General features: G+C 48.0%; 37 protein-coding genes. 6 read left to right on the top strand and 31 right to left on the bottom strand.

Annotated features, from left to right (window positions below; translation table 11 throughout):
* Positions 1 to 117 precede the first annotated feature (117 nt).
* The gene (gene xthA, locus BFC17_RS03035; protein WP_070174994.1) at positions 118 to 927 is read left to right on the top strand and encodes an exodeoxyribonuclease III; all 810 of its coding nucleotides are present in this window, start codon (positions 118 to 120) and stop codon (positions 925 to 927) included.
* Positions 928 to 930: 3 nt separating this feature from the next.
* The gene (locus BFC17_RS03030) at positions 931 to 1,581 is read left to right on the top strand and encodes an energy-coupling factor ABC transporter permease (protein WP_070174993.1); all 651 of its coding nucleotides are present in this window, start codon (positions 931 to 933) and stop codon (positions 1,579 to 1,581) included.
* 3 nt (positions 1,582 to 1,584) lie between these two features.
* On the opposite strand, the gene BFC17_RS03025 is transcribed toward BFC17_RS03030, so the two are convergent.
* The gene (locus BFC17_RS03025; RefSeq protein ID WP_070174992.1) at positions 1,585 to 3,009 is read right to left on the bottom strand and encodes an ATP-binding protein; all 1,425 of its coding nucleotides are present in this window, start codon (positions 3,007 to 3,009) and stop codon (positions 1,585 to 1,587) included.
* The gene (locus tag BFC17_RS03020) at positions 3,006 to 3,710 is read right to left on the bottom strand and encodes a response regulator (protein ID WP_070174991.1); all 705 of its coding nucleotides are present in this window, start codon (positions 3,708 to 3,710) and stop codon (positions 3,006 to 3,008) included. The genes BFC17_RS03025 and BFC17_RS03020 overlap by 4 nt, the downstream gene beginning before the upstream one ends.
* Positions 3,711 to 3,853: 143 nt before the next feature.
* On the opposite strand from BFC17_RS03020, the gene BFC17_RS03015 reads away from it, so the two are divergent.
* Positions 3,854 to 4,261: a hypothetical protein gene (locus tag BFC17_RS03015; RefSeq protein WP_070174990.1), complete on the top strand. Its 408-nt coding sequence runs from the start codon at positions 3,854 to 3,856 to the stop codon at positions 4,259 to 4,261.
* Positions 4,262 to 4,324: 63 nt separating this feature from the next.
* On the opposite strand, the gene BFC17_RS03010 is transcribed toward BFC17_RS03015, so the two are convergent.
* Genes BFC17_RS03010 through BFC17_RS03000 form a run of 3 tightly spaced genes read right to left on the bottom strand, consistent with a single transcriptional unit; the run spans position 4,325 to position 5,566 of the window.
* Positions 4,325 to 4,855 (bottom strand): GNAT family N-acetyltransferase, encoded by a 531-nt coding sequence (locus BFC17_RS03010; RefSeq protein ID WP_070174989.1) that lies wholly within the window; start codon positions 4,853 to 4,855, stop codon positions 4,325 to 4,327.
* Positions 4,839 to 5,087: a hypothetical protein gene (locus BFC17_RS03005; RefSeq protein WP_229681071.1), complete on the bottom strand. Its 249-nt coding sequence runs from the start codon at positions 5,085 to 5,087 to the stop codon at positions 4,839 to 4,841. Before BFC17_RS03005 ends, BFC17_RS03010 begins: the two co-directional genes overlap by 17 nt.
* 14 nt (positions 5,088 to 5,101) lie before the next feature.
* Positions 5,102 to 5,566, bottom strand: coding sequence for a YaiI/YqxD family protein (locus BFC17_RS03000; RefSeq protein ID WP_070174987.1), 465 nt, complete (start codon positions 5,564 to 5,566; stop codon positions 5,102 to 5,104).
* 195 nt (positions 5,567 to 5,761) lie between these two features.
* Between BFC17_RS03000 and BFC17_RS02995 the strand changes: the two genes are divergently transcribed.
* Genes BFC17_RS02995 through BFC17_RS02985 form a run of 3 tightly spaced genes read left to right on the top strand, consistent with a single transcriptional unit; the run spans position 5,762 to position 7,347 of the window.
* A complete protein-coding gene (locus BFC17_RS02995) occupies positions 5,762 to 6,292 on the top strand; it encodes a helix-turn-helix domain-containing protein (RefSeq protein ID WP_070174986.1) in 531 nt (176 codons plus the stop codon).
* Positions 6,285 to 7,016: an AzlC family ABC transporter permease gene (locus BFC17_RS02990; protein WP_070174985.1), complete on the top strand. Its 732-nt coding sequence runs from the start codon at positions 6,285 to 6,287 to the stop codon at positions 7,014 to 7,016. The genes BFC17_RS02995 and BFC17_RS02990 overlap by 8 nt, the downstream gene beginning before the upstream one ends.
* Entirely contained in the window at positions 7,006 to 7,347 is a 342-nt protein-coding gene (locus BFC17_RS02985) for an AzlD domain-containing protein (RefSeq protein WP_070174984.1), read from the top strand. The genes BFC17_RS02990 and BFC17_RS02985 overlap by 11 nt, the downstream gene beginning before the upstream one ends.
* Positions 7,348 to 7,387: 40 nt before the next feature.
* Here BFC17_RS02985 and BFC17_RS02980 read toward each other — a convergent pair whose 3' ends face one another.
* The 26 genes from BFC17_RS02980 to BFC17_RS02865 all read right to left on the bottom strand — a co-directional run bounded on the left by BFC17_RS02980 (position 7,388) and on the right by BFC17_RS02865 (position 20,676).
* Entirely contained in the window at positions 7,388 to 8,260 is an 873-nt protein-coding gene (locus tag BFC17_RS02980) for a flagellar assembly protein T N-terminal domain-containing protein (RefSeq protein WP_139141984.1), read from the bottom strand.
* A 97-nt stretch (positions 8,261 to 8,357) separates the two neighbouring features.
* On the bottom strand, positions 8,358 to 8,750 hold the full coding sequence (locus BFC17_RS02975) for a Dabb family protein (RefSeq protein ID WP_070174982.1): 393 nt from the start codon (positions 8,748 to 8,750) through the stop codon (positions 8,358 to 8,360).
* A gap of 128 nt (positions 8,751 to 8,878) precedes the next feature.
* Complete coding sequence (locus BFC17_RS02970) at positions 8,879 to 9,184, bottom strand: hypothetical protein (RefSeq protein ID WP_070174981.1); 306 nt, start codon at positions 9,182 to 9,184, stop codon at positions 8,879 to 8,881.
* A 94-nt stretch (positions 9,185 to 9,278) separates the two neighbouring features.
* Positions 9,279 to 10,103, bottom strand: a complete 825-nt coding sequence (locus BFC17_RS02965; RefSeq protein ID WP_070174980.1) for a M15 family metallopeptidase — start codon at positions 10,101 to 10,103, stop codon at positions 9,279 to 9,281.
* 253 nt (positions 10,104 to 10,356) lie between these two features.
* A complete protein-coding gene (locus tag BFC17_RS02960) occupies positions 10,357 to 10,734 on the bottom strand; it encodes a hypothetical protein (protein WP_070174979.1) in 378 nt (125 codons plus the stop codon).
* A gap of 118 nt (positions 10,735 to 10,852) precedes the next feature.
* Positions 10,853 to 11,401, bottom strand: a complete 549-nt coding sequence (locus BFC17_RS02955; protein WP_070174978.1) for a histidine phosphatase family protein — start codon at positions 11,399 to 11,401, stop codon at positions 10,853 to 10,855.
* Positions 11,402 to 11,441: 40 nt separating this feature from the next.
* On the bottom strand, positions 11,442 to 11,693 hold the full coding sequence (locus BFC17_RS02950) for a PspC domain-containing protein (RefSeq protein WP_229681069.1): 252 nt from the start codon (positions 11,691 to 11,693) through the stop codon (positions 11,442 to 11,444).
* 106 nt (positions 11,694 to 11,799) lie between these two features.
* Entirely contained in the window at positions 11,800 to 12,606 is an 807-nt protein-coding gene (locus BFC17_RS02945; RefSeq protein ID WP_070174977.1) for a hypothetical protein, read from the bottom strand.
* A gap of 32 nt (positions 12,607 to 12,638) precedes the next feature.
* On the bottom strand, positions 12,639 to 13,094 hold the full coding sequence (locus tag BFC17_RS02940; protein ID WP_070174976.1) for a GNAT family N-acetyltransferase: 456 nt from the start codon (positions 13,092 to 13,094) through the stop codon (positions 12,639 to 12,641).
* Between the two features lie 166 nt (positions 13,095 to 13,260).
* Positions 13,261 to 13,680 (bottom strand): GNAT family N-acetyltransferase, encoded by a 420-nt coding sequence (locus BFC17_RS02935; RefSeq protein ID WP_070174975.1) that lies wholly within the window; start codon positions 13,678 to 13,680, stop codon positions 13,261 to 13,263.
* A 20-nt stretch (positions 13,681 to 13,700) separates the two neighbouring features.
* Positions 13,701 to 14,051: a VOC family protein gene (locus BFC17_RS02930; protein ID WP_070174974.1), complete on the bottom strand. Its 351-nt coding sequence runs from the start codon at positions 14,049 to 14,051 to the stop codon at positions 13,701 to 13,703.
* A 56-nt stretch (positions 14,052 to 14,107) separates the two neighbouring features.
* Positions 14,108 to 14,530: a GNAT family N-acetyltransferase gene (locus BFC17_RS02925; protein WP_070174973.1), complete on the bottom strand. Its 423-nt coding sequence runs from the start codon at positions 14,528 to 14,530 to the stop codon at positions 14,108 to 14,110.
* A complete protein-coding gene (locus BFC17_RS02920; RefSeq protein WP_139141983.1) occupies positions 14,530 to 14,817 on the bottom strand; it encodes a hypothetical protein in 288 nt (95 codons plus the stop codon). The genes BFC17_RS02925 and BFC17_RS02920 overlap by 1 nt, the downstream gene beginning before the upstream one ends.
* A gap of 14 nt (positions 14,818 to 14,831) precedes the next feature.
* Positions 14,832 to 15,110 (bottom strand): hypothetical protein, encoded by a 279-nt coding sequence (locus BFC17_RS02915; protein WP_070174971.1) that lies wholly within the window; start codon positions 15,108 to 15,110, stop codon positions 14,832 to 14,834.
* 93 nt (positions 15,111 to 15,203) lie between these two features.
* Positions 15,204 to 15,521, bottom strand: coding sequence for a helix-hairpin-helix domain-containing protein (locus BFC17_RS02910; RefSeq protein WP_070174970.1), 318 nt, complete (start codon positions 15,519 to 15,521; stop codon positions 15,204 to 15,206).
* Entirely contained in the window at positions 15,502 to 15,942 is a 441-nt protein-coding gene (locus BFC17_RS02905) for a hypothetical protein (protein ID WP_070174969.1), read from the bottom strand. The genes BFC17_RS02910 and BFC17_RS02905 overlap by 20 nt, the downstream gene beginning before the upstream one ends.
* A 289-nt stretch (positions 15,943 to 16,231) precedes the next feature.
* Positions 16,232 to 16,612: a VOC family protein gene (locus tag BFC17_RS02900; RefSeq protein ID WP_070174968.1), complete on the bottom strand. Its 381-nt coding sequence runs from the start codon at positions 16,610 to 16,612 to the stop codon at positions 16,232 to 16,234.
* A gap of 145 nt (positions 16,613 to 16,757) precedes the next feature.
* Positions 16,758 to 17,195: a hypothetical protein gene (locus BFC17_RS02895; protein ID WP_070174967.1), complete on the bottom strand. Its 438-nt coding sequence runs from the start codon at positions 17,193 to 17,195 to the stop codon at positions 16,758 to 16,760.
* Between the two features lie 143 nt (positions 17,196 to 17,338).
* Positions 17,339 to 18,124 (bottom strand): phytanoyl-CoA dioxygenase family protein, encoded by a 786-nt coding sequence (locus BFC17_RS02890; RefSeq protein WP_070174966.1) that lies wholly within the window; start codon positions 18,122 to 18,124, stop codon positions 17,339 to 17,341.
* Positions 18,125 to 18,220: 96 nt separating this feature from the next.
* Positions 18,221 to 18,751, bottom strand: a complete 531-nt coding sequence (locus tag BFC17_RS02885; protein ID WP_083271550.1) for a P-loop nucleotide/nucleoside kinase family protein — start codon at positions 18,749 to 18,751, stop codon at positions 18,221 to 18,223.
* Positions 18,752 to 18,809: 58 nt separating this feature from the next.
* Positions 18,810 to 19,073 carry a Txe/YoeB family addiction module toxin gene (locus BFC17_RS02880; RefSeq protein WP_070175119.1) on the bottom strand — a complete coding sequence of 88 codons (264 nt, stop codon included), beginning with the start codon at positions 19,071 to 19,073 and terminating at the stop codon, positions 18,810 to 18,812.
* Complete coding sequence (locus BFC17_RS02875) at positions 19,069 to 19,320, bottom strand: type II toxin-antitoxin system Phd/YefM family antitoxin (RefSeq protein WP_070174965.1); 252 nt, start codon at positions 19,318 to 19,320, stop codon at positions 19,069 to 19,071. Before BFC17_RS02875 ends, BFC17_RS02880 begins: the two co-directional genes overlap by 5 nt.
* A gap of 172 nt (positions 19,321 to 19,492) precedes the next feature.
* Positions 19,493 to 19,747, bottom strand: a complete 255-nt coding sequence (locus BFC17_RS22225; protein ID WP_083271549.1) for a DUF2442 domain-containing protein — start codon at positions 19,745 to 19,747, stop codon at positions 19,493 to 19,495.
* A gap of 88 nt (positions 19,748 to 19,835) precedes the next feature.
* A complete protein-coding gene (locus tag BFC17_RS22765) occupies positions 19,836 to 19,964 on the bottom strand; it encodes a DUF4160 domain-containing protein (protein WP_229681067.1) in 129 nt (42 codons plus the stop codon).
* Positions 19,965 to 20,101: 137 nt separating this feature from the next.
* Positions 20,102 to 20,398 carry a HigA family addiction module antitoxin gene (locus BFC17_RS02870; protein ID WP_070174551.1) on the bottom strand — a complete coding sequence of 99 codons (297 nt, stop codon included), beginning with the start codon at positions 20,396 to 20,398 and terminating at the stop codon, positions 20,102 to 20,104.
* On the bottom strand, positions 20,398 to 20,676 hold the full coding sequence (locus tag BFC17_RS02865) for a type II toxin-antitoxin system RelE/ParE family toxin (protein WP_020745301.1): 279 nt from the start codon (positions 20,674 to 20,676) through the stop codon (positions 20,398 to 20,400). The genes BFC17_RS02870 and BFC17_RS02865 overlap by 1 nt, the downstream gene beginning before the upstream one ends.
* Between the last annotated feature and the right edge of the window lie 58 nt (positions 20,677 to 20,734).

Below are 20,734 nucleotides of genomic sequence, written 5' to 3'. Positions count from 1 at the left end.
TTGGCCGATTATACCTGTTTCTGACAATTTGTAAGCCAGAGTATACCAAGCGGTTAAGCTCTGCGTGGGTTTCTGTTACTATGCCGGGCATAAAAGACTTATCGACTGTTGAATTCAATGAAAGTAATCTCCTTTAACATTAATGGTATCCGCGCCCGTATTCATCAACTCACGGCGCTCATCGAAAAGCATCAGCCCGATGTGGTTGGCCTGCAGGAAATTAAAGTCGACAACCCTCAGTTTCCAGTGGCCGACGTTGAGGCACTGGGTTACCACGTATTTTTTCACGGCCAGAAAGGCCATTATGGTGTGGCTTTTCTCACCAAAAAGGCGCCGGTAAACGTGCAGTATGGTTTTCCGACCGATGCCGATGACGCCCAGCGCAGAATGATCATGGTTACCCTTGAAGACGACAAAGGCCAGCCAGTCACTCTGTTAAACGGGTATTTTCCGCAGGGTGAAAACCGCAGCCACGAAACCAAATTTCCGGCCAAGCAAAAGTTTTATGCCGACCTGATGACTTATGTCACCACAGCGCACACGCCCCAGGATAACGTCGTCATTATGGGCGATATGAACATTTCTCATACCGACAATGACATTGGCATTGGCGATGACAACCGCAAGCGCTGGCTACGCACCGGTAAATGCTCATTTTTACCGGAAGAGCGTGAATGGTTAAACACGCTGATGGACTGGGGTTTATATGACAGTTTCCGCAGTCAGCACCCGGACTGCGACGACCAGTTCAGCTGGTTTGACTATCGCTCTAAGGGCTTTAATGACAACCGTGGTCTGCGAATTGATCTGATCCTGGCTACTGCCTCTATGCATGATAAGCTCAAGGACTCTGGTATAGATTATGAACTTCGCGGTATCGAAAAACCCTCTGATCATGCTCCCATATGGGCCACTTACGAGGTGTAATTCATGACGACTCTGCAATTAGTCGGCCTTGCGTTATACGCGTTTCTGCTACTGGGTGTGGCAAAGAACATCCACTGGCCGGAGTTTCTGGCCAGTAAACAAAAGCAACACATGTTATTTGGCTGCGCCGCAGCGGTGTTCTTTTTATGGATTTTTCGTGCCAGCGTCCCAGGCGGTCCCAGTCCCAGCGTGCACTTTATGTGGCTGGTTGCACTTGCGCTGACCCTTGGCTTTCGTTACTCAATGTTGGCCGCCACGCTGGCCTTAATTGGTGCTACCGCCATAGGTAAAGAAAGCTGGGCTATGTTTGGCGTTAATGGTTTGCTTGGCATTGCCGCGCCTATCGCTTTTAGCTATATGCTGTTTATGCTGGCGTTTCACAAGCTGCCCAGAAACCTGTTTATTTATGTATTTCTGTGCGCATTCATTCCCGGTGCCATGGCAATCGCGCTAAAAATAGCGTTAATGAGCGGTTATTATGTACTGGATGATGTATACACCTGGTCCGTGGTTAAGGACAATTACCTTATCCTGATCCCTCTGCTGTTATTTCCGGAAGGTATGCTGAACGGTATGACCATGACCATTCTGATTATTTACTTTCCCGGTCTGGCCTATACGTTTCACGATGAGTTTTATATCGACGGCAAATAATGCTCACGGCATAGCCGACACCGCCAGCCGGAATTGCAAGGTTACACGCAGGCCATGAGGCTTAGCCAGGGCAAAATGGATACCGCCTTCGTTCAGGCGCATGGCTTCTGCGGCAATAGCCAGCCCTAACCCCAAACCGCCGGTGTCACTGTTACGGGCACTGTCGGTACGATAAAAAGCCTTGGTGAGCCTGGCCAGCTCCTCACTTGCCACACCAGGGCCGTCGTCGCAAATAATCACTTTAAACCATTCACCCTCGCACTCACAGCGTAAATTTACCGTTGCGCTGGCGTACTTAAATGCATTGCGAACAACATTCTCAATGGCCGTAACAAACGGCTCTTCAAACACGTCCAGCGTTGCCGGGCACAGGGAATGTTGCCAGGCAATACCCATTTGTCTGGCTTCAAACGCGGCATCCTCGCAGAGATCGCTGAGCAACTGCTGTGTGGTTAATCGCTGCTTACCCTGTTGAATGGCATGGGCTTCCATAGTGGTGAGATCGCTGAGGCGCTGAATATGTAAATTAAGCAGCTCACTTTCCTTTTCGGCCCGTTCCAACAGCGGCTGAATCGCCTCATCCCGGGACTTATTGCGAACCAGCGCCAGGGTCATCTGCAGACGGGTAAGTGGCGTTCTGAGCTCATGGGAAATATCCGCACTCTGGCGCTTTTGATGTTGAATAAGCGCGGCAATGCGGGCCGTCATCTCATTAAATTGTTCAAACAAGCGCAGAAACTGAGCATTAGCAGCAAAACGATTATCACGACTGTTTCGGTTTGACACATCCACCTTATGCGTAAGCTGGCCATTCCCTACGGCGTTAAATGCCTGCCCCAATCGATTCAGCGGCTGGGCAATCGAGCGCACCAGTAAATAGCTCATGACACTGGTTACCACTACAAATATGGCCAGGATGCTCCACCAGGGCATAGTGCGAAAGATTTCCATGGGTTTTGGACGCTCCGGTCGCCACAAAACAAGCTTCCAGTCAGGTCGTGAAGGTATAGCGCTGGGGCCGAGCATACGTGTCCACTCAAGATTAATATCGCGCAGGTGGTCACTCTGTAAAAAATACCAGAACCGCGGTTTGCCAAGGCGCTCCCTAAGCGCTTTACGAATCGGCGCACTGCTCAGGACGATATTAAGTTCACTGTCGATGACAAACCACTGAAACGGCATAGGCCCATCGTTATCGGCTATTCTTTGGCTTAAGTGTTCCAGATTACCCTCATTGGAAATAATCATTTCATCGATGCGGTTGGTCATGACATTAATGATTTCACGATCACGGCCATGCAGGTGGTTAACAGCTGAAAACTGTTGAATAAGCACCGCCGGAATGGCGATAGAGAGCACAGACACCAACAGTGTGAGCCAAAACCAACCGAGCACCTTCAGATTAAAGTTACGAATGGGGCTGATCATCCGCTGAATATTCCGTAGCCTCTGCCACGCTGGCTCTTAATCTCGCAAGTTGAGCCTACTGCGGCCAGCTTTTTACGCACGTTACTGATATGGGTATCGATACTGCGATCAAAGGCCTGCAAGCGCCGCCCCAGACATTTTTGAGACAACACTTCCTTGGTAATGAGTTCACCGGGGGCCAGACCCAGTTGTTTAAGAATAGCGAATTCACTACCGGTTAATTCCAGTGCCTGCTGATGACAATGGGCTTCTAGGCGCATTAAATCCAGACACACATCGCCAAGTATCAACTGCTTTTGCTGGCTGTTGGCCGGGAGTTTTTCATCGGCCACTGGACGCTCCTGAGTACGCCGCATGATTGCCCGGATACGGGCCAGCAACTCACGATCGTTAAAAGGTTTGGCCAGGTAATCATCTGCGCCCAGCTCGAGCCCCAGTACTTTATCCAGGTCATCTCCCCTGGCCGTGAGCATTAATACCGGGATCTCACTGTGCTGACGCAACACCTTAAGCACATCCAACCCGTTCAGTTTGGGCAACATGACGTCCAGTAATATTAAGTCAATATTATCGTAGTGTAATGCGGCGTTAAGACCAGACTCGCCATCGGCACGGTGCACCACTTTGTAACCTGACATGCCAAGAAACTCACTAAGCAACTCCGCCAGGCCTTTATCGTCTTCAATTAATAATATCGTCATTTATGAACACCTTTTCCTGCGCATAATAATGCCTTACTTTTCGTATGTTCACAGTACATTTGCATTTCTTAACGTTAGCTGACTTTTAAACGCATACACTTAAATTGCCTCAACAGAGGAAGTCATATAACCAGGAGAACCTGATGAATTCTGTATTCAAAAAACTGAGTGTTATTGCCTGTGCTGCCATGATAACCGGCGCAGGGATCAGCGGTGTTGCGCTGGCCGCCAACGCCAGTGTAACCAAAACCCAACAGAGCGAAGACGCTCTGCCTTTACTCCCGCCCATGCTGGAAAGGATGGCCGAAAAGCTGGAACTAACTGAAGCCCAGAAAAGCCAACTGAAAGCGCTTAAAGAAAAACAACAGGCGCTGCGGGCTGAATTCTGGTCGGTGTTTACCGACGAACAAAAAAACACCATTCTCGAAATGATGATGAAGCACCGTAAGCAACGTGGCGGCGACCGCCTGTTTCACAAAGGGGGTCATAAAGAACGCAAAGGCGGGCGCGGTGATAAAAGCCCCCTTTCAGAGGACGCTGGGACTCGCTAAGCAGTAGTGATCCGGTTAGCTATCCCCCAACCTGTTGGCCGCGCAGTAAGCGGCCTTTTTTGCTTATTCGCCAATAATATAGCGATGAACAATCTGCCCCTTTGCTGAATCATCAAGGGCAACTTCACTTTCCAGCTGTCCGCCGCAGCGCTTGATCATGCCCGCCGAAGCCAGATTATTGTGATAACAATGCACATGTACATCACCAATACCCAGTTGCCGGGCATATTTCACCGCCTCCCCAAGCAGATAACTCCCCAGTGAATGGCCTCTGGCAGAAGGCCGCACACCCAGCCCGATATGGCCACCGGCAAAACGTAAGTCGTCATTCAGATAATGGCGAATATTCGCCACCGCAAGCAATTTGGCTCCACAGACCAGCCACAAAGTGGTACTGGGCACATAGCCTGCCGGCAGATTAACACCGGCGGCAAAGTCAGCGATTTTTTGTAGCATCGCGGCGAAATCCCGATGGTCAAAGTCCATAGGAAACGGGTAGCGCTCTTCGTCGCCAAGTTCTTCGATATAACGCTGATAGGAGGCCTGCCAGGTCATTGCCGGTTTCACCAGCTTCAGTTCAGTTGGATTTATCATCGCTCGGTGCTGCCGGTAAATCCTTGCACAAACCGCAGTATTGATGCCGGTGAAAGTTCCAGGCCCGGCTCACAGCAAATATGGCCAGCGTAACCAGCGCCCAGTATAAGGCAAACTCAACCGCATCGGTCAGCGTGTAACCTTTGCTGTATTGAGAAAGGGTAAAAATACCGGTTAACACCGGCAGCGCCACGGCATATTGTCGCAGCCATTTTTTTATCGGCATGTGCATGGTTAATGTTTTGGTTAATCCTGGGATTGTCGTTGTTTATAGACCAGCCACTTGTCCAGCTCATTTCCAAATGCTTGTTTTTCGCTTGGTCCCAACGCTGGCGGCCCCCCTGTTTGTACGCCACTGCTGCGCAGGGTGTCCATAAAATCGCGGATATTGAGGCGCGATTTTATGTTCTCACGGGTAAATAGCTCGCCGCGGGGACTCAATGCCTGTGCGCCTTTAGTGATAACTTCATCGGCCAGCGGAATATCACTGGTGATCACTAAATCACCGGCCTGGCAACGCTGAACAATTTCGTTATCGGCCACATCAAAACCTTTGGGCACCTGAATGCTGTTTATAAACTTAGAGGGCGGCGTGCGAATGTACTGATTGGCGATGAGTGTCACCTCGGTTTTAGTGCGGTTGGCCGCCCGAAAGATAATTTCCTTAATAACTACCGGACAGGCATCGGCATCGACCCAAATTTTTAGCATAACAATAAACGGTTAGTGAATCTGTCTGTCATCATCCTACGCAGCACGCATAATAGCAACTCCCGCCGCCCTACCAGCTAAAATTCACCGCTGCCAACATGTAAACAATGGTTAAAGTTTCTCGTTTGCTTGACAACCGCTTGTTCCTTATATAGAACGTTCGATATATAGAACAATTAAGCTTTTTAATTCAGCATGGACAAATCGTCTCTACTTTTGCTCGGACAGCATTTACAGCAACTTCGCCATGAACGAGGCCTGTCGCTCTCGCAGCTAGCAGCCGATGCAGGCATTGCCAAATCTAATCTGTCACGACTGGAACAAGGAAACGGCAACCCTACTCTGGACACTATCTGGCGCCTGGCCGTGCAGCTGAATGTGCCCTTCAGTGCACTGGTTGCACCGGTCACCAGGCAGTTGGACGAATCGGGTATTGAGGTACGACTCATCGATCAGGGGCAGGACAACCCGGGTGTCGATGCCTACTGGATGTCCATCGCCCCGGACATGGAACGCATCGCTGAAGCCCATGGGCCGGGCACCAGCGAGTCAATCACCCTTATCCGTGGTGAGCTGGAAGTCGGCACCATGGATAAGCTAAAGCGCCTGACCGCCGGAGAAACCTGTACCTTTGTTGCCGATCAGCCCCACCTGTACCGAACCGCTGAGCACGGTGCAGCCTTTTTAATTACCATTATTTATCATAAGGTCACTGCCCATGACTGAGCCTTTCGCTTCCTCGTCACCAGCCTGGATTCAGGGCATGCGTGATGCCATGCCATTGCTGGGCGGCTATATTCCGGTAGCGATATCCTTCGGGCTTATCGCGACCCAGGCCAATTTTAGTGTGTGGGAAGCCACGGCAATATCCGCATTAATCTATGCCGGGGCCTCACAGTTTTTAATGGTTGCAATGCTAGCCAGTGGCGCGTCACTGTGGCTGGTGGTTGTGATGACCCTTTTAATCAACGCCCGTCATGTGGTTTACGCGCCCAATTTAACGCCTTTATTGCCGCCTGGGCGCAGCTGGATTGCATTGATGCATGGTTTAACTGATCAGGTTTTCGCCCTGGCTCATCACCGTTTGCCTGCGATACCACTGGTTCAGCGGCGGGGGTGGTACACTGGCGCAGCAATACTGGCCTGGTCCAGCTGGGTTCTTGGCACTATGCTGGGAGCAGTGGCTGGTGCTGGCCTCACGCAACAATGGCCGCTATTGGGTGAAGTAATGCCTTTTGCACTACCAGCCCTTTTTTTGGTACTGATCGCCCCGCGATTTACCTCGGCACTATGGATAATAGTACTGATGATCACCATTACCCTGGCGTTGGTACTGGCGTTATTGCAGTTTACCAATGCAGCTATTCCGGTAGCCGCCGCCTCAGGCGCACTGGCGTATTATGCGCTTAATGCCCTGAGTACCAAGCGGGGAAATAGCCATGGAAGCTAACAGCTGGATTGTTATTTTACTGTGCTCTGTGGGTACCTTTGCCATTCGTGCCTTGCCCCTCATCTGGACTCGCCGCCATCTGGCCAGGCAAAATAACAATGAAGACAAAACCTTACCCACCTGGCTCGGCCTGCTCGGCCCGCTGATGATTGCGGCTATGTTTGGCGTGTCTCTGGTTCCGGTGCGTCATGACTGGATAGGCGCAGTGGCAACACTAGCGGGTTGCATCACCACCTTTGTTGCATGGTACCGCAGCCGGACACTGGGTAAGCCAGTGTTTCTCGGCGTTGTGGTATTTGGCTTAGTTACCTTTGCCTGTACTCAGTTTTAGCCGTTGCCAAACCTGCGGACTTAACTTCATGACTAACTCATTACAAGGTGATCATCACCTTTGTGGATACTTCAGCAAATTCGGCCACATCGACTTGCTTCGCCGGGCTTGTTGCCTGGGCCGTTGGTGGTGCTGCCGCTTTAATTTTAATTCCGCGGGTACGCTGACCTACCTCTGCCACCGACGGATTATTATTCAGTAAGTACATTCCCGATGCGGAGGTTTTCGCCAGCTCACCTAATGGATGAGTACTGGCGTACAGCGTGAGCTGTTCGGCGCCCAGCGGAGGCGTCACCTCCAGCAAGAAATCGTCGTTGGCATCCGGCACCTGGTAAAGTACCTGTCCCTGAAAATGATGTTCACTGCGATAAGGGTTGGGTAACAATTGTACTTTTGTACCATCGAGCATGGTATAAACCAGGCGGCCAAAAAACGGCTTATTGGCTTTTATGTATATCCTGACCTGCTCGCCCACTGCATACTGATTTTTACTCAGCCATAATTTTACCGTCAGCGGAATAGTCGGATCGGCCAGTAATTCCTCGCTGACAAACTGCTGATCGATATTTTTCTCTGGCGTCACTTCGGCTCTGATGGTAACCGTTAAACAGCCCTCATCGCGTTGCTGAGAAAGCACTTGCAGGGTTTGTACTGACGCATTGGAATAAGACTTGATTAAATCTTCAACCACGGCGTAATTCTCAACCTTACTGTAACTGTCTACCGAGGTTTGCACGGTTTCTGCCGCATTGCGTCTGGCATCAGTAAGCGCCAGTTGCATCAGCCCGGCATCACCCGACGAGCTGTCACAACTCATTCCCCGGGCCTCAACAATAGAGGAATAAGCAGCCACTGCCGACTGACTGACCAGAACGCTCAGGAAGGCGCACATTGCCATTGTTTTGTTTGCCACTCTGTTTATCCTTTTACGGCTGGGATCAATACCCTTTACTCTAGTGAATAACCTGACGCAATACAAACCACTCAGGCTCTAAGCTTCACAATTGTAATCAGGGATTTATGGCGTAATCCACCACAAACACACTCTCCAGAATGCCCAGTTCAGCCAGCAATTCACCAAACTCTGTATGTTTAGGATGAGGCAGATAACTATCCCGGGCTGCGGCATCAACAAAGGTCAGCTGATAGATATGACTAAATCCCTGATCGAGCCCCTCGGGGCTGTTATTAACCCCATATTCAAAGCTCAAAATGCCCGGTATTTTATCTTTAAGCGCCCGAAATGCGTTAGTAACCTGCTGAATTTGCTGTTCGGTACTGCCCGTTTTGTATTTAAATACCACGATATGACGCACTGGTTCATTAGCCGTGGGCTCACCAGCCAGTGATAAACTGGCCCAGAACAATAAGCCAAGTAACGCGGTAACTCGCCAATTTTTCATCGGTTTCTCAATTCTGGATCACAAGGAGGTTTACCATAGCGATAGCGCTTATGCAGTGCAAACTATATCTTTTTGCTGGTGAGAAATCAGATCTATTCGTGGTGGCTAGGTCGGCGACTCACTTTGGCTCAGGCATTATCCCCTGAAGACTGGTAAATACCTTCAGTTGCCTTTTTCAGGCCCGCCTGGGGTAAGAACTGGTCACTGATAGTTAATATTGCGTGCAGGTTATTTTGCAGCTTATCCAGCGGTAGCTCGCCGGGCTTCAGCGCGGTTTGCAGTAAATGAATGGCCATGTCTGCCAGCAATAAACGTTGTTTTTCCTGCCAGTCGTCAGCCCCTTTACTGGCAGGATGCGCCAGATACGCATTCTCTACGTCGCTGTGCAGCGCCCAACTGGTATCGATAAGCTGTTGTCGGTGAGTGTTGTTCATTTTGATTTGTCTTCTTAATTTTGAGTGTCACCAGTTAAACACGGCGCCGGGCCGACGGGAAAACCAATCGTCCTTAGTGGTTACCCGTTTGTCTTTAACGCTTAGCCGCCTGCACATGCATCCAGTCGCGATCTTCACACCGCCCCAGACTCAACCAACCCTCGCGTTCCCAGGCTTCCCACCAAAAATCCAGTTCCGGATCGGCCAGACTCGCCCTGTCGCTGCGCCAGTTCATTTTGTTCTGTGACGGAAACCAATCTATCGCAATGCCCCAGGCATGGGTTGACCAGGCTGTAGTACTGCCTCTTTTAGTACGATGGTTATAGCTGCCGCCGTAACGATTTAAGCCGTAGCGTTGAATGCCCGCCTCGCCATAGTACGCATAAATTTCGTTCAGCACTTTTATCAGGCTGTCGCTCAGCTTTTCATGAATACTGATAAGCCTGGTGCTTGTGGATAAATCCCAATCCAGTCGTAGCAACCAGGGGCACTCAACCCGGGTGAGCGGAATATTCCCCGGCTGACCATAATACGCATTAAGACTGGTCGTATCCTCCGGCGGAAACTGATGGGGATTTTGCTGAACCGGCACAATATCACTAAATTGTCGGCCAATGGTGCCGTGATTAACCAGTTGTTGCAGCAGCTCTGCTGCCGAATCAGTTTGCGGGCCGTAAAAGCCATCAATCAGGCCTACGTCGATTTGTTTCTCCCGGGCCAACAGTTGCAATGCAGTCACTCTTTTTCGCGCATTACTCCAGCCAGTCCAGTGTTGGCTGCTTATCCATTCGCTCTGTGAGGTTAAATACTGCTGTACGGCTGCATTGGTTTTGGGCCCCGACAGACCATCCAGCCCGCCTGCATATAATCCCTTTTCTTTTAACTGTGACTGAACCAGTTTTAGCTGTGATTTTTTCATATCCCTACTCACGCACAATATAATTGATTAGTAACCGCTTTATCCCAGAGTAAGCAAAGTAACCCTGAGTGTACAGCCTCATACCAGCCTGAATAATTGCGCGCTGGCCTTACTGCAACGCAGTAGCAATGCTGGCGGTGTCATCCATGGCCCGTGACTCGGGAAAAACAGGCAAACCTGCCGAATTTTTACAGATGAAAGACTGATAGCTCATCACTGCCATCCTTGTTGCTTACAGTATATCGGGTACCCTTTAACGGCGCTCCCAGCAGCTATTTGACCGGGCCGAATAGCGCCAGAGACACCACATGGCCGGTAACATAACGATGACGCCCAGCAGTAACCAGACCAACCAGACGCCGCCGGTACCTGACATCAGGCTAATCAGGCAATAAATAACAACCAGAGCTAAAAGCACGGCTAGCAACCAAAAGCTGAACCGCCAGAAACCGCGGCGCAGCCAGGTCTTTTGGTTAACCCAGCCTATAACAATGCCAGCCAGTAATACTGTAGCGAGCAAAGGGGCATAGCGACTCGCCAGGCCACCACTATCAGCGGCAATTTTGCTCCATAAATGAAATAACGCAGGAACAAATAACAAACCAAGGTACATCCAGTGTATCAGGCGCATTCAGTTATCCCGGATAATTAAACCGTTTTGACCATTGATGGCCACTTTAAAAGGCTTCGACGATTGTCACAATGGCCGATTTGTTACCGAATATGACAGCGTGTTTTACCCCTGACATCTACCGGCAAAGCCGGGTAACGCCCCAGAACTTGCCGGATTTTTCCTGTAATTGCCAACCGGCCTGTTGCAGGTAACGTCGCAGGTGTAAATTAAAAAAACCATGAGCAAATAACACAACCTGTTCATGGGTTTCGGCCAGCGAAACTAAACTCTCAGTCGCTTCCCGGGCGCGTTCCCTGGCCTCCTGATAAGACTCAAAAGGACCGGGCTTGCCCGCTACCCATAGCAATCGGTTCAGATAAACCCAGGACCAGGCCCGCATTGAAAACGGTAGCTTATACCGTGGGATTTCCATCTCCCGATACAGCTTAGATACACTCTGAGGAGCCTGACCTGTTGCAATAACACAACTGTGCACCGCCCTGGGCAGGTCACTGGCGACACGGTAATGGTGAGCAAATGCCTGCATAACCCCGGGCTGGGGGCGGCTAAAGTCACTGACCACCGAATGATTGTAACGCCTGACCCATTTTGCAAAACCCGCAGAATCTACCCTGCTGTTTATCGAATTGACCGGTTTTCCATGGCGTACTAAAACAATTTCCACTACGACAACATGCCTTTATCTGGTTAACTATTCCGCCACGCTAACGGCGGATTGAATTCGCGCGTCTTTGTACATCTGCCCGCACTGAATGCAGCAGCGTTTCCTGCGGTAAGATTAGCCACAAAACACAGTAAATTAAAACCGGAATGGCAAAAAAGCAGGAAAACAGAACAAAGACGAATCGCGGACCATTTTTACGTAAATGATAATGCTCTGCCAATCCGGCACATACGCCGGCGATCATGGCATGCCTGCTGCGGGTAAGTACCCGTAAGCGGGGTTGATTATCCACTACTCAATCTCCTTTTTGATAATAGTGAAATTTCGACGCTCTATAAAACGTTATCCATATAAGTAAGATAACCAGTCGAGCCAGCTCTAAACAGTATTACACCCAATTATGGCGCAATACCCGGGGCCAGTCCGACAAAGGACTGCAGTTTAAGCTTGATATTATCCTTCAGTTGCTTCTCGTAGCTTTTCAGTTCCTGTTCGGTCAGATTTTCGTAGTCGGCAGGCTCAGGGCTAACCGGCTGACCAATAAGACCAAGGTACTGCCAGCCAACGTAATGCGCTTTGGGGGCAACACTAAAAAAGTTAATGCCGATAGCAGAGTTAAACGTCATACCTACACCCGCCTGGCTTTTAAACCCGTGATCACCCGGCTCGCCCATAGAAGATTTAATGACTTCCAGATTTTTGTTGTAAAACACTTTAAGCGACCTTACCACCACAATGGCATCAAGATCCGGCTCATTTAACGCGTTTACAATACTTTGTAATTCCTGTGGGTTGGCGTTAGCAATCTCGCCCTCTACACGCACCAGATTGTCGTTATCAAAAAGTCGCACCGCCGCCGGATCCGCACTCAGGTTTACCAGTTCATAACCTTTTTGCTGCTTAAAGGTTTGCGCCAATGTCGTAAAAATATAGTCATTGAGCTGCCACTTAACATCCAGATCCCTGACAAAATTGCCAAACACGGTATAACCCGTATGCTGATGAGTAGGCCGTTCTGAAATCATTGAAACAAAGCCGATTTTGACCGGAGGTTCGTAAACGTAATCCACCGGAGCCATCTTAGCTGGTTGCACAGCACAGGCAGTAAGTGACAGCAGCGTGACCAACACGAATAATCGTTTTACAAACACGAATGCCCCCTTGTTTTCGCCGCGCAGATGGCCACCAACAGGCACATACTGCATTGATATTGTTAGACTATCCCATAAAACGCGGGTTAATTCACGGCTTTAAAATAAACCATCGGCTGAAAATCCAGCCCGTCGTAATGCTCCTGCGGTCCAGCAAGCTGAAACCCCAGACGCTGATAAACCGGCACCGCAAACAAAGATGCGCGTACTATCACCCTGCCCGCTAGCTTTTGCTGTTGCTGTACCGTGCCCCATAATTTTCGCGCAATGCCCTGACCATGATGCGACTGATTCACAAATAAGTGGTAGAGATGATCGCCGCCTTTTAATGCCAGGTAACCCAGGATCGCCTTATCATCACAACATACCAGATGAACATAGTGAGCATCACTCATTCGTTGTTTAAATGCCGGAACCGTTAACGTGTTAATTAACCAGGCTGGCACTGCCGACGACCCTTTACTAACCATAAAACTGGTTAACGAATTAACCAGTCCAGCAATGTGCGGCACATCTTCGGCGTGAGCCTGACGAATGTTCATAATATTCCCTTAAACCTGGTGTTGGTCTTGCCAACATCTTGTTGCTGTCTGTGGCGGTCAGTGGCCCCGACAGCAAAATACGCGACTAGCAGCATTACGATAAACTTAAACATTTGCCTCCCCGGGAAAATAACAGCAACACATGCCCACTGCTAAGGGCCACGGCTTATATAAACTTGCACATGCCCAAGCCTAACGACTGGCCGTCACGGGCGGTAAACCCCAGCTTTGCATAAAACGGCTCTTTCCCCTGTGCAGCTAAAAGAGCAACGGTAGTCCCCGGCTGACAAGCTTGTGCCAGATACGCCTGTATGCGCTGCATTATTTGCAAGCCGAGACCGCCACCTTGAACTGCCGGCAATACGATGACGTCCTGAATATAAAAATACATGGCGCCATCTCCCACCACCCGGCCAGTGCCAATAAGCTGATTTCCCGCATAAACCGTGACCCAGAACAATGAGGACTCAATGCTCAATTGCAGTATGGGCAGCTCAGGACTTTTCCAGCCAACCTGTTTTCTCAGGGCGGCAAAGTCTGCCGCTGCTGGCGGTACTTCCCGAAATGTAAATTCGATATCTGACATGATTCGTTTTCCCCGCCAATTCAATCGTGGTCCGGCAACTGGGTAATATGCAACAACTCTCCCGCTGGCCCCCACAAATAAAAAACGCGGCCCCATGATTCTTCCTGCAGACTGGATATTTTGGTTTTATGCACCGACTGCAAACATTGTTGGTAAGCACTGTCGATATCCTGCACACAAATTTGCAGCATAAAGTTCTGCGCCAGAGAAGGGTTATAAAAACGCTGCAAAAAGAACAGGCAATCGCCGTTTTGAAAGAGCGTTAAGTCATCTGAAACCGGGGACGGCACAAAGCCAATCTCAGTGTAAAACGCTGTGGAGATTGCGTAATCCTTACTGGGTACAAATGCTTTAATATCCACAACATCCATGTCAATTCCTTTACTTGGGTTGCCGTTTTAGCGCAATGAGAGTTATTTTTATAAAACTAACGGTTGAAAGCCATATGGTATTCGTACTGATCCTCTCCCACCACAATAAATCCCAGGCGTTTATATAAGTGGTAAGCCGGATTGTCCTTTAACACGCCAAGGCTCACGGTTTTATTTCCCGCTCGGCTCATCAGCTCTCTCAGGATGCCCCCGCCATAACCCCGCCCCTGAAACTGCGGCAATATTTGTAACTGATAAACGGTAATCGCCTGGCTGCTTTCATCGTACTTTAGTAATCCCACGGGCTCGTCATTAACACTTACAACCTGCGAAAGCGCGAAGTTTTCTCTAACCCTGTCCTCGTGCTGCGCCGGTGTTAAAAACAGGCCTGCTTTTTTTAAATGCTCATCCATGGTGCTTAACCGTAGCGCTAACAGGAAGGCAAAATCAGCGTCAGAGGCTGTGCGATAAGAAAACATCAGGTCTCCCTGTTTAAACGTTTTTTAGCCCGGACTCGCTGTAAATATACATGCATCAACAAACCGACCAACACTATCACTAACAAAGCAACACCGGCACCGTCCTGAGAGACCATGGAGAAAGTGGCAAAACCGTTAAACTGCAACTGGTGGTTAGTGCACCCGCCCGAGCCATTCCAATTTTGCAATAAAGTGCCGCCACACAAGGTAAACGTGGTGATTGTGGCTACTACTAACGCCAGCACCAGCATTAATAAAATCACCTTAGCAGCTAGCTTTTTCATCATTAAAGGTCAACGGGTTAGTGCCTGACTTTAGGCGTTGGCCGCCAGAACACCGGTTTACTTTTGAACACCGGTTTTTGTCGGGTAATCGCTCCTTTAACAAGGCGAAACAATGACAGAACAAACCACACCGTTACCTCGGCGCACAGCACAAAGAAAAACAAAAATAGATCGACGGCTGTCAGGGTATGACCTGCTGGAACAAAAAAGCCAGCAATAAACTCAACCACAAAGGCCAGCGCTGATCCTATGGCATTCACAATCACCGTCACTACAGAATAAATGGCTTCCAACATACAATTCCTTATAAGGCCCTCGCCGTATTGCGATAAAACTAAACATCAAGTACACCACTATTGCCTGCAAACCGGAGCCTGACTTTGTGGCGATTAATTAGTTACATCCGGCCACCCCGGTGAAAATGCGTTTATGGCCTCTTTACGCTCATTGGTATATGCCCACCAGGGCTGGGGCTCTCCGCCCTCCATAAAGTGGACTATCGAGATAAACACATCAATCACGCAGGGATCATGCTTTCGCCCCGTTTTAACGCACAACATCTCAAACATTTCGTAAGGATTAAGACCAATCAAATCGGCAGGTCTGGTTATCCCCAATAACAACAAATCAGCCGCACCGGCCTTACCTATGTTGGGTAAATCGGTCAGCTTAACCGTATTGTGTCGATCAACTTTTAAAGGATTCATCGCTATCCGCTTTAGCAAACTCAGCCTTTACAGGACTGAAATACATTAACGCTACCAGCATGCCGTCTAAAAACATTGATGCATCAAACAGCAGATCTTCTAAGCCTGTCGTTATCCACAAACCTGCCATAAAATAAGCAGGTATCGCCAGTACGAAAGACGCAACAAACACATGCCTTCCCCAGGATTTAAATAAAAACAACCCTACGTAAGCCACAATGACCATCACCAATGCAATTGCACCGGAAAATAACAACCAGATGTCATCCTGAGTCAGGCTGTCGGAAGCACCTTCTAACTCCATAATGAAGCTATTCACAGTTTCAACGTTTTCATCGGGAAACACAAAGCCACAGAGCACGGAGAACACGCTCAGAACTACTGATAAAAGCACTAAAATAAGAAATGTTTTTCTGTTCATACCATGACGCTGAGGTCTTCCTCCTTAATTATCCAACAGCCTCCAGAGCCAGAGAGTCTAAACATAAGACTTTGAACTATTAGTAACTTTTTATGAATGGCGAATCAATGAGCAGTGCAGCGTAAAATGTTACAGAAAATGTAATCGCTCTTCGGAACGGCTTGCGAAACCAGTTGAAATTGAGTTATGTCAGGACGCTCTGAATCAATTATCGTCTGGACTGATATTGCTCCGGCAATTCCCAACACAACTAATATTACGAGAACAACGATTTAACTTATTTAAGCAGCTAGCCGCCAACAGGAGGCTCCCACAACTCAAGCTTATTCCCCTCAGGATCGATTACCCAACCAAATTTACCGAATTCAGATTCTTCGGTTTCATCCAGCACATGGCCCCCTTCCGCACGAAGTGAGGTTAATAGCCCGCTTAAGTCGGCTACTCTGTAATTAACCATAAAAGCGGACTTACCCGGCGCAAAATTCTCACCGTTACCAATCATCCAGGCTGTAGAACCCACATAAGCCTTTCCTTCGGCATCTACCCAATTAAACGAAGTGCCTCCCCAGGCCTGAACATCAATGCCCAGATGATTTTTATACCAATGCTGTAGCATTTCCGGGTCTTTGGCTTTTATGAATATCCCACCAATACCTGTTACCCTGGTCATATTCTCGCTCCCTCTTTATGTTTTGTCTTGCGGTTTTACGGTGAGTGATTTACAGCGGTTCACTTGATTAAATTATGCTCAATAGTCTGAATAATGCACATTACTTTTGCACAAAGAAAGACTTTATTTATGTACACAACAAAGACTATGGCCGATTGTTCTGCTTTGCCACAGACAGCGTTAAGCTAACGGCTACCCAAGGCCCCAGAAGTAGCACGGCAGGCTGACAATAAAGTTTATAGCCGGCCCAGACAAAAGGACTGGCAACGGCCTGCACTATGAGCGCAAAGGCAGCAAGAAAGCCGAACAAACCATACAAACAGTAATGCAGGCGAGTCCAGAATACAGGCCTAAACGACAGGCGCTTGCCATAGCATGCGTAAACTAAGCCCTGAGGTACAAACAGTGAAAGAATGAATGTAATTAAACCTGCCATCAGCCAAAACGCGGTTGGATGGTAAACCGTGTTCGGAATTAACGGCAAAACAGGCAACAGTTGAATGACTAAAACAGTCAGCAAAAAGACAGAGAAAACCACCAGATAAAAGCGCCAGTAGATTGCCCACATACTCATCTTAGTCATAGTTCAGTTTGGTAACCTATTAATCAATGCCTGATTTCACAGCGCAAACACTCAGGCTAAAGCCTGACGATAAGCCAAACCAGAATATGCCAGCTGGGATTATAAGCAGAGCCAATACTGCTTTCTAGCGCACCCAGTTGCCTTTATTTGTATCCTGTGATTTCTTTTGCCAACCTATACCAATGATTATTAGGCATATTGTCAATTTCTTCATCGGTTGGCAAAACCCGTGGGTCTAAGAAGTCAGCCGCCAAAGGATGATACTTGCCGACACAAAGATCAAAGGCCTTTCTTACAGGATTTAGCTCGTAGTTGCCCCTATGTATCATTTGGGCGCTGAATATCAGTACATCTCCGCGGGCAAGAGCAATTAATTCGGAATCAGGCAGGGGCTCACTGTTCAGGTGGCCATCTAATTCAAACCGTACATCTCTCTCCAGCTCAGTATCCCACCGCCTGTGCGAACCTTTTACGACCTCAACGCCAGTTTCTTCAACTAATGGGATCCGAATGTGCAGACTCAACATTTTGCTTTGTTCAGTACTTTGCACTGAATCTTCTATTGGGCTGTATTGCATATCTCTGTGCCAATACGGCAGACGCTCACTATTAGAAGGGTTAAAAAACAGTTGCGTATTGTGAAAGTGGATATCAGCACCAAACATAGTCTTAATCGTTCCGGTTAACTTTGCTGAAGCAATTAACTCGAAAAACGCTTTTCTTCGTTCAGGAGAGTCCAGGAAGTATTCCCGGCTCGTCAACGAGTGCATGTTGACCAGCTTTTTATCAAATATCACCGCTTCGTTTTCCGCCAGCCATTTTTGATAAACGCGCTCAACATGCTCATCTAGCCTGGATAGCTCTTCATTACTAAAGAACCCTCTAAGGACAACATAGCCATGCTTTTCGTATTGATCTATTGGCTTCATCGTGATTCCATTCTTGCAACTAACGCAATGCTTTTGGGGCCGTTAGAGTGCAACGTAAGCCGTTCCAGCCACGTTAGTGGCGACAATAGCGCCTTGTTAGGTGCGAAGTTTAGCTGCAATAGCATTGGCTGATTCTTCTGGCGTCATTGATGTTGTATCTAATACACAGGAACTTACATTTGGTATTGATTCGCCAAAATCAAACTTTTGCAGATAGTCTCGCAAATATTCTTCCGTTTGAATTTTATTTGTGTTTTTTCTTCCATCACTAGTTACGCGTGCAATGTGTTCTTTTAGCTCGCAATTAATGCGAAAAAACTCACCTTCTACCTGCATCTCGTTTAGAAGCGACAAAAGCCCCCGCACAAAGAAATCACTCGCTTTCGACACATAGCAAAAAGTAAATACCACGCCAGTGACTTTATTTGAATAGAATGTCCTGAGGGCATTCAGACACAAATCTCTTTGATACTTTTCAAAACCATCGTTGCCAAAGCCAATAACTGCGCTCGCAATATCGAATGCTAAATGCTGAGGAAATACGCGCCAACCTTTCTGAGCGGCCAAATGACGGGCAATAGTCTCCTTTCCAATCCCGGAGGGGCCAAAAATCATGACGAATTTCACGTTTCTAATTCCTTATAGCACCTAACGCCCCCAACATTTGTTTGTTAGCTGCCACCCACTAGTAATGATAGCGACACGAGATAACCGTAATTGCCCTATCATCCACGGCATACACTAAACGATTAGTCTCATCTATTCTGCGAGACCAGAAACCTGAAAGGTTTTCTTTCAGGGCTTCCGGTTTTCCAATTCCATCAAACGGAGAACGCTGAATATCGGTAATTAATTTATTGATACGTTTCAAGGTTTTCTTGTCTTGAGTCTGCCAATAAACGTAACTGTTCCAGGCTTCATCAGTCCATGACAATAACCTGTTACTAATCAATTAGATCTCGCTGAGTCGTTTTACCCGCTTTAAACTGCGCAATTGAACGATTTAAATGTTCAGCGTTCGCTGGTGAGCGAAGTAAATGAACAGTTTCCATCAGGCTGTTGTAGTAATCCAATGACATTACAACAGCATCTTCAGAGTCGCGACGTGTGATTACAGTAGTATCCGCATCGTTGATAACATTGTCCAAGACGGCTTTTAGGCCATTTCGGGCTTCAGTAAAAGAGACAATTCTCATCTTGCACCTCACCTGTACAGAATATGGTACAAGTCTAGCTTTAAAATATGTACATGTACAGAATATTGTTCATGACTTCGCTTTGGCAGCTAACGCCCTAATTTGGCGGCACAAACGCGTGGGCGATGCTGCCAAGCAGAGCCCGCGTATTTGTGTACCCAACATTTGATTGTTATCTTCTGCTTCGATTGCCGACAAGTAGACCAGCTACACTTAAATCCTCATCCAGTTGCGGCCAATGAATACCTTCACCATCCCCTAACAACTCCCAATCCTGTAATTGAGATGTGCTTGCTTGAGAAAGACTAGGAAACCAGGATAAGGGTACAGAAATAGTTCTGCCGTCGATTAATGCGACAATTAAAGAACTTTCATCGAAAGACACCGACAGAGCTTGTGGGTGATTTTCAACTGCTAAAGTGGCCATTCCAAGCCTCCAAAAAAGCATCTCTATTTTCGACAACAAGCTTTTCCAAAGTTCTGAGTTCTTTGGGAGTAAAGCGAGTTGAACTTGCTTACGCGACAGGACGAAGCCAGAACTTAGCTAGCATTCTTTCGCGTTGAATATGAATATGAGCAGGTTCACCATTTTCGTTACTGTAGAAGAAAAAGCGATATGGCCCAATTTCTAATACCGTTGGCATGATAAAAGGTTATATGAAAAGTGCGGGAATGCCAACGAGAAGATAACGCCCTAATTTGGCGGCACAAACGCGTGGGCGATGCTGCGAAGCAGAGCCCGCGTATTTGTGTCACCAACATTCGATTGTTATACGCGTCTTTATACCGTAGCCAGATTATAAGGTGAGACATGTAAAGAACTTTGATGTTGTCGAGTCTGCCATAAATCAAAAGCATTCTGCAAACGTAGCCAATGAGCAGCTGAAGGCTTACCAAAAGCCAGCTCTAGACGAAGAGCCATCTCTGGCGTGATGGCTCCTTTACCATTAAGAACTTTCGACAAGGTTTTGCGGCTAATATCTAAATGCTGAGCTACATCAGTGATAGTGAGTTCTAGAGCATCAATAACAAGAACTTTGAGTATCTCACCTGGATGTGCTGGGTTATGCATATTCATTAGTGATAATCCTCGTAGTTAACGATTTCAACATCTCGTCCAACAAAGCGGTATGTAACTCTCCAGTTACCACTCACTCGGACAGACCAAATATCATTTCTGTTACCTTTGAGTTTATGCATATAAAGGCCGGGTAAATCCATGTCGTCAGGCGTTTCTGCTTGATCGAGATTAGACAGAATAAGACGAAGTTTATTTTCATGCTTCTTCTGAATTCCCGATGTGGTTCCTTTAGCGTAAAACTTCTGAAGGCCTTTATGTATAAAACTCTTAATCATCCGGCCATTGTAACCTCATAGGTTACAACTTGCTAGTGGAATTTTCAGCGCGTATAAC

Source organism: Marisediminitalea lipolytica, from assembly GCF_001758465.1.
GTDB classification, from domain to species: Bacteria; Pseudomonadota; Gammaproteobacteria; order Enterobacterales; family Alteromonadaceae; genus Alteromonas; species Alteromonas lipolytica.
Note: the sequence above shows the minus strand (reverse complement) of the source record. Positions and strands in the feature narration are given on the sequence as shown.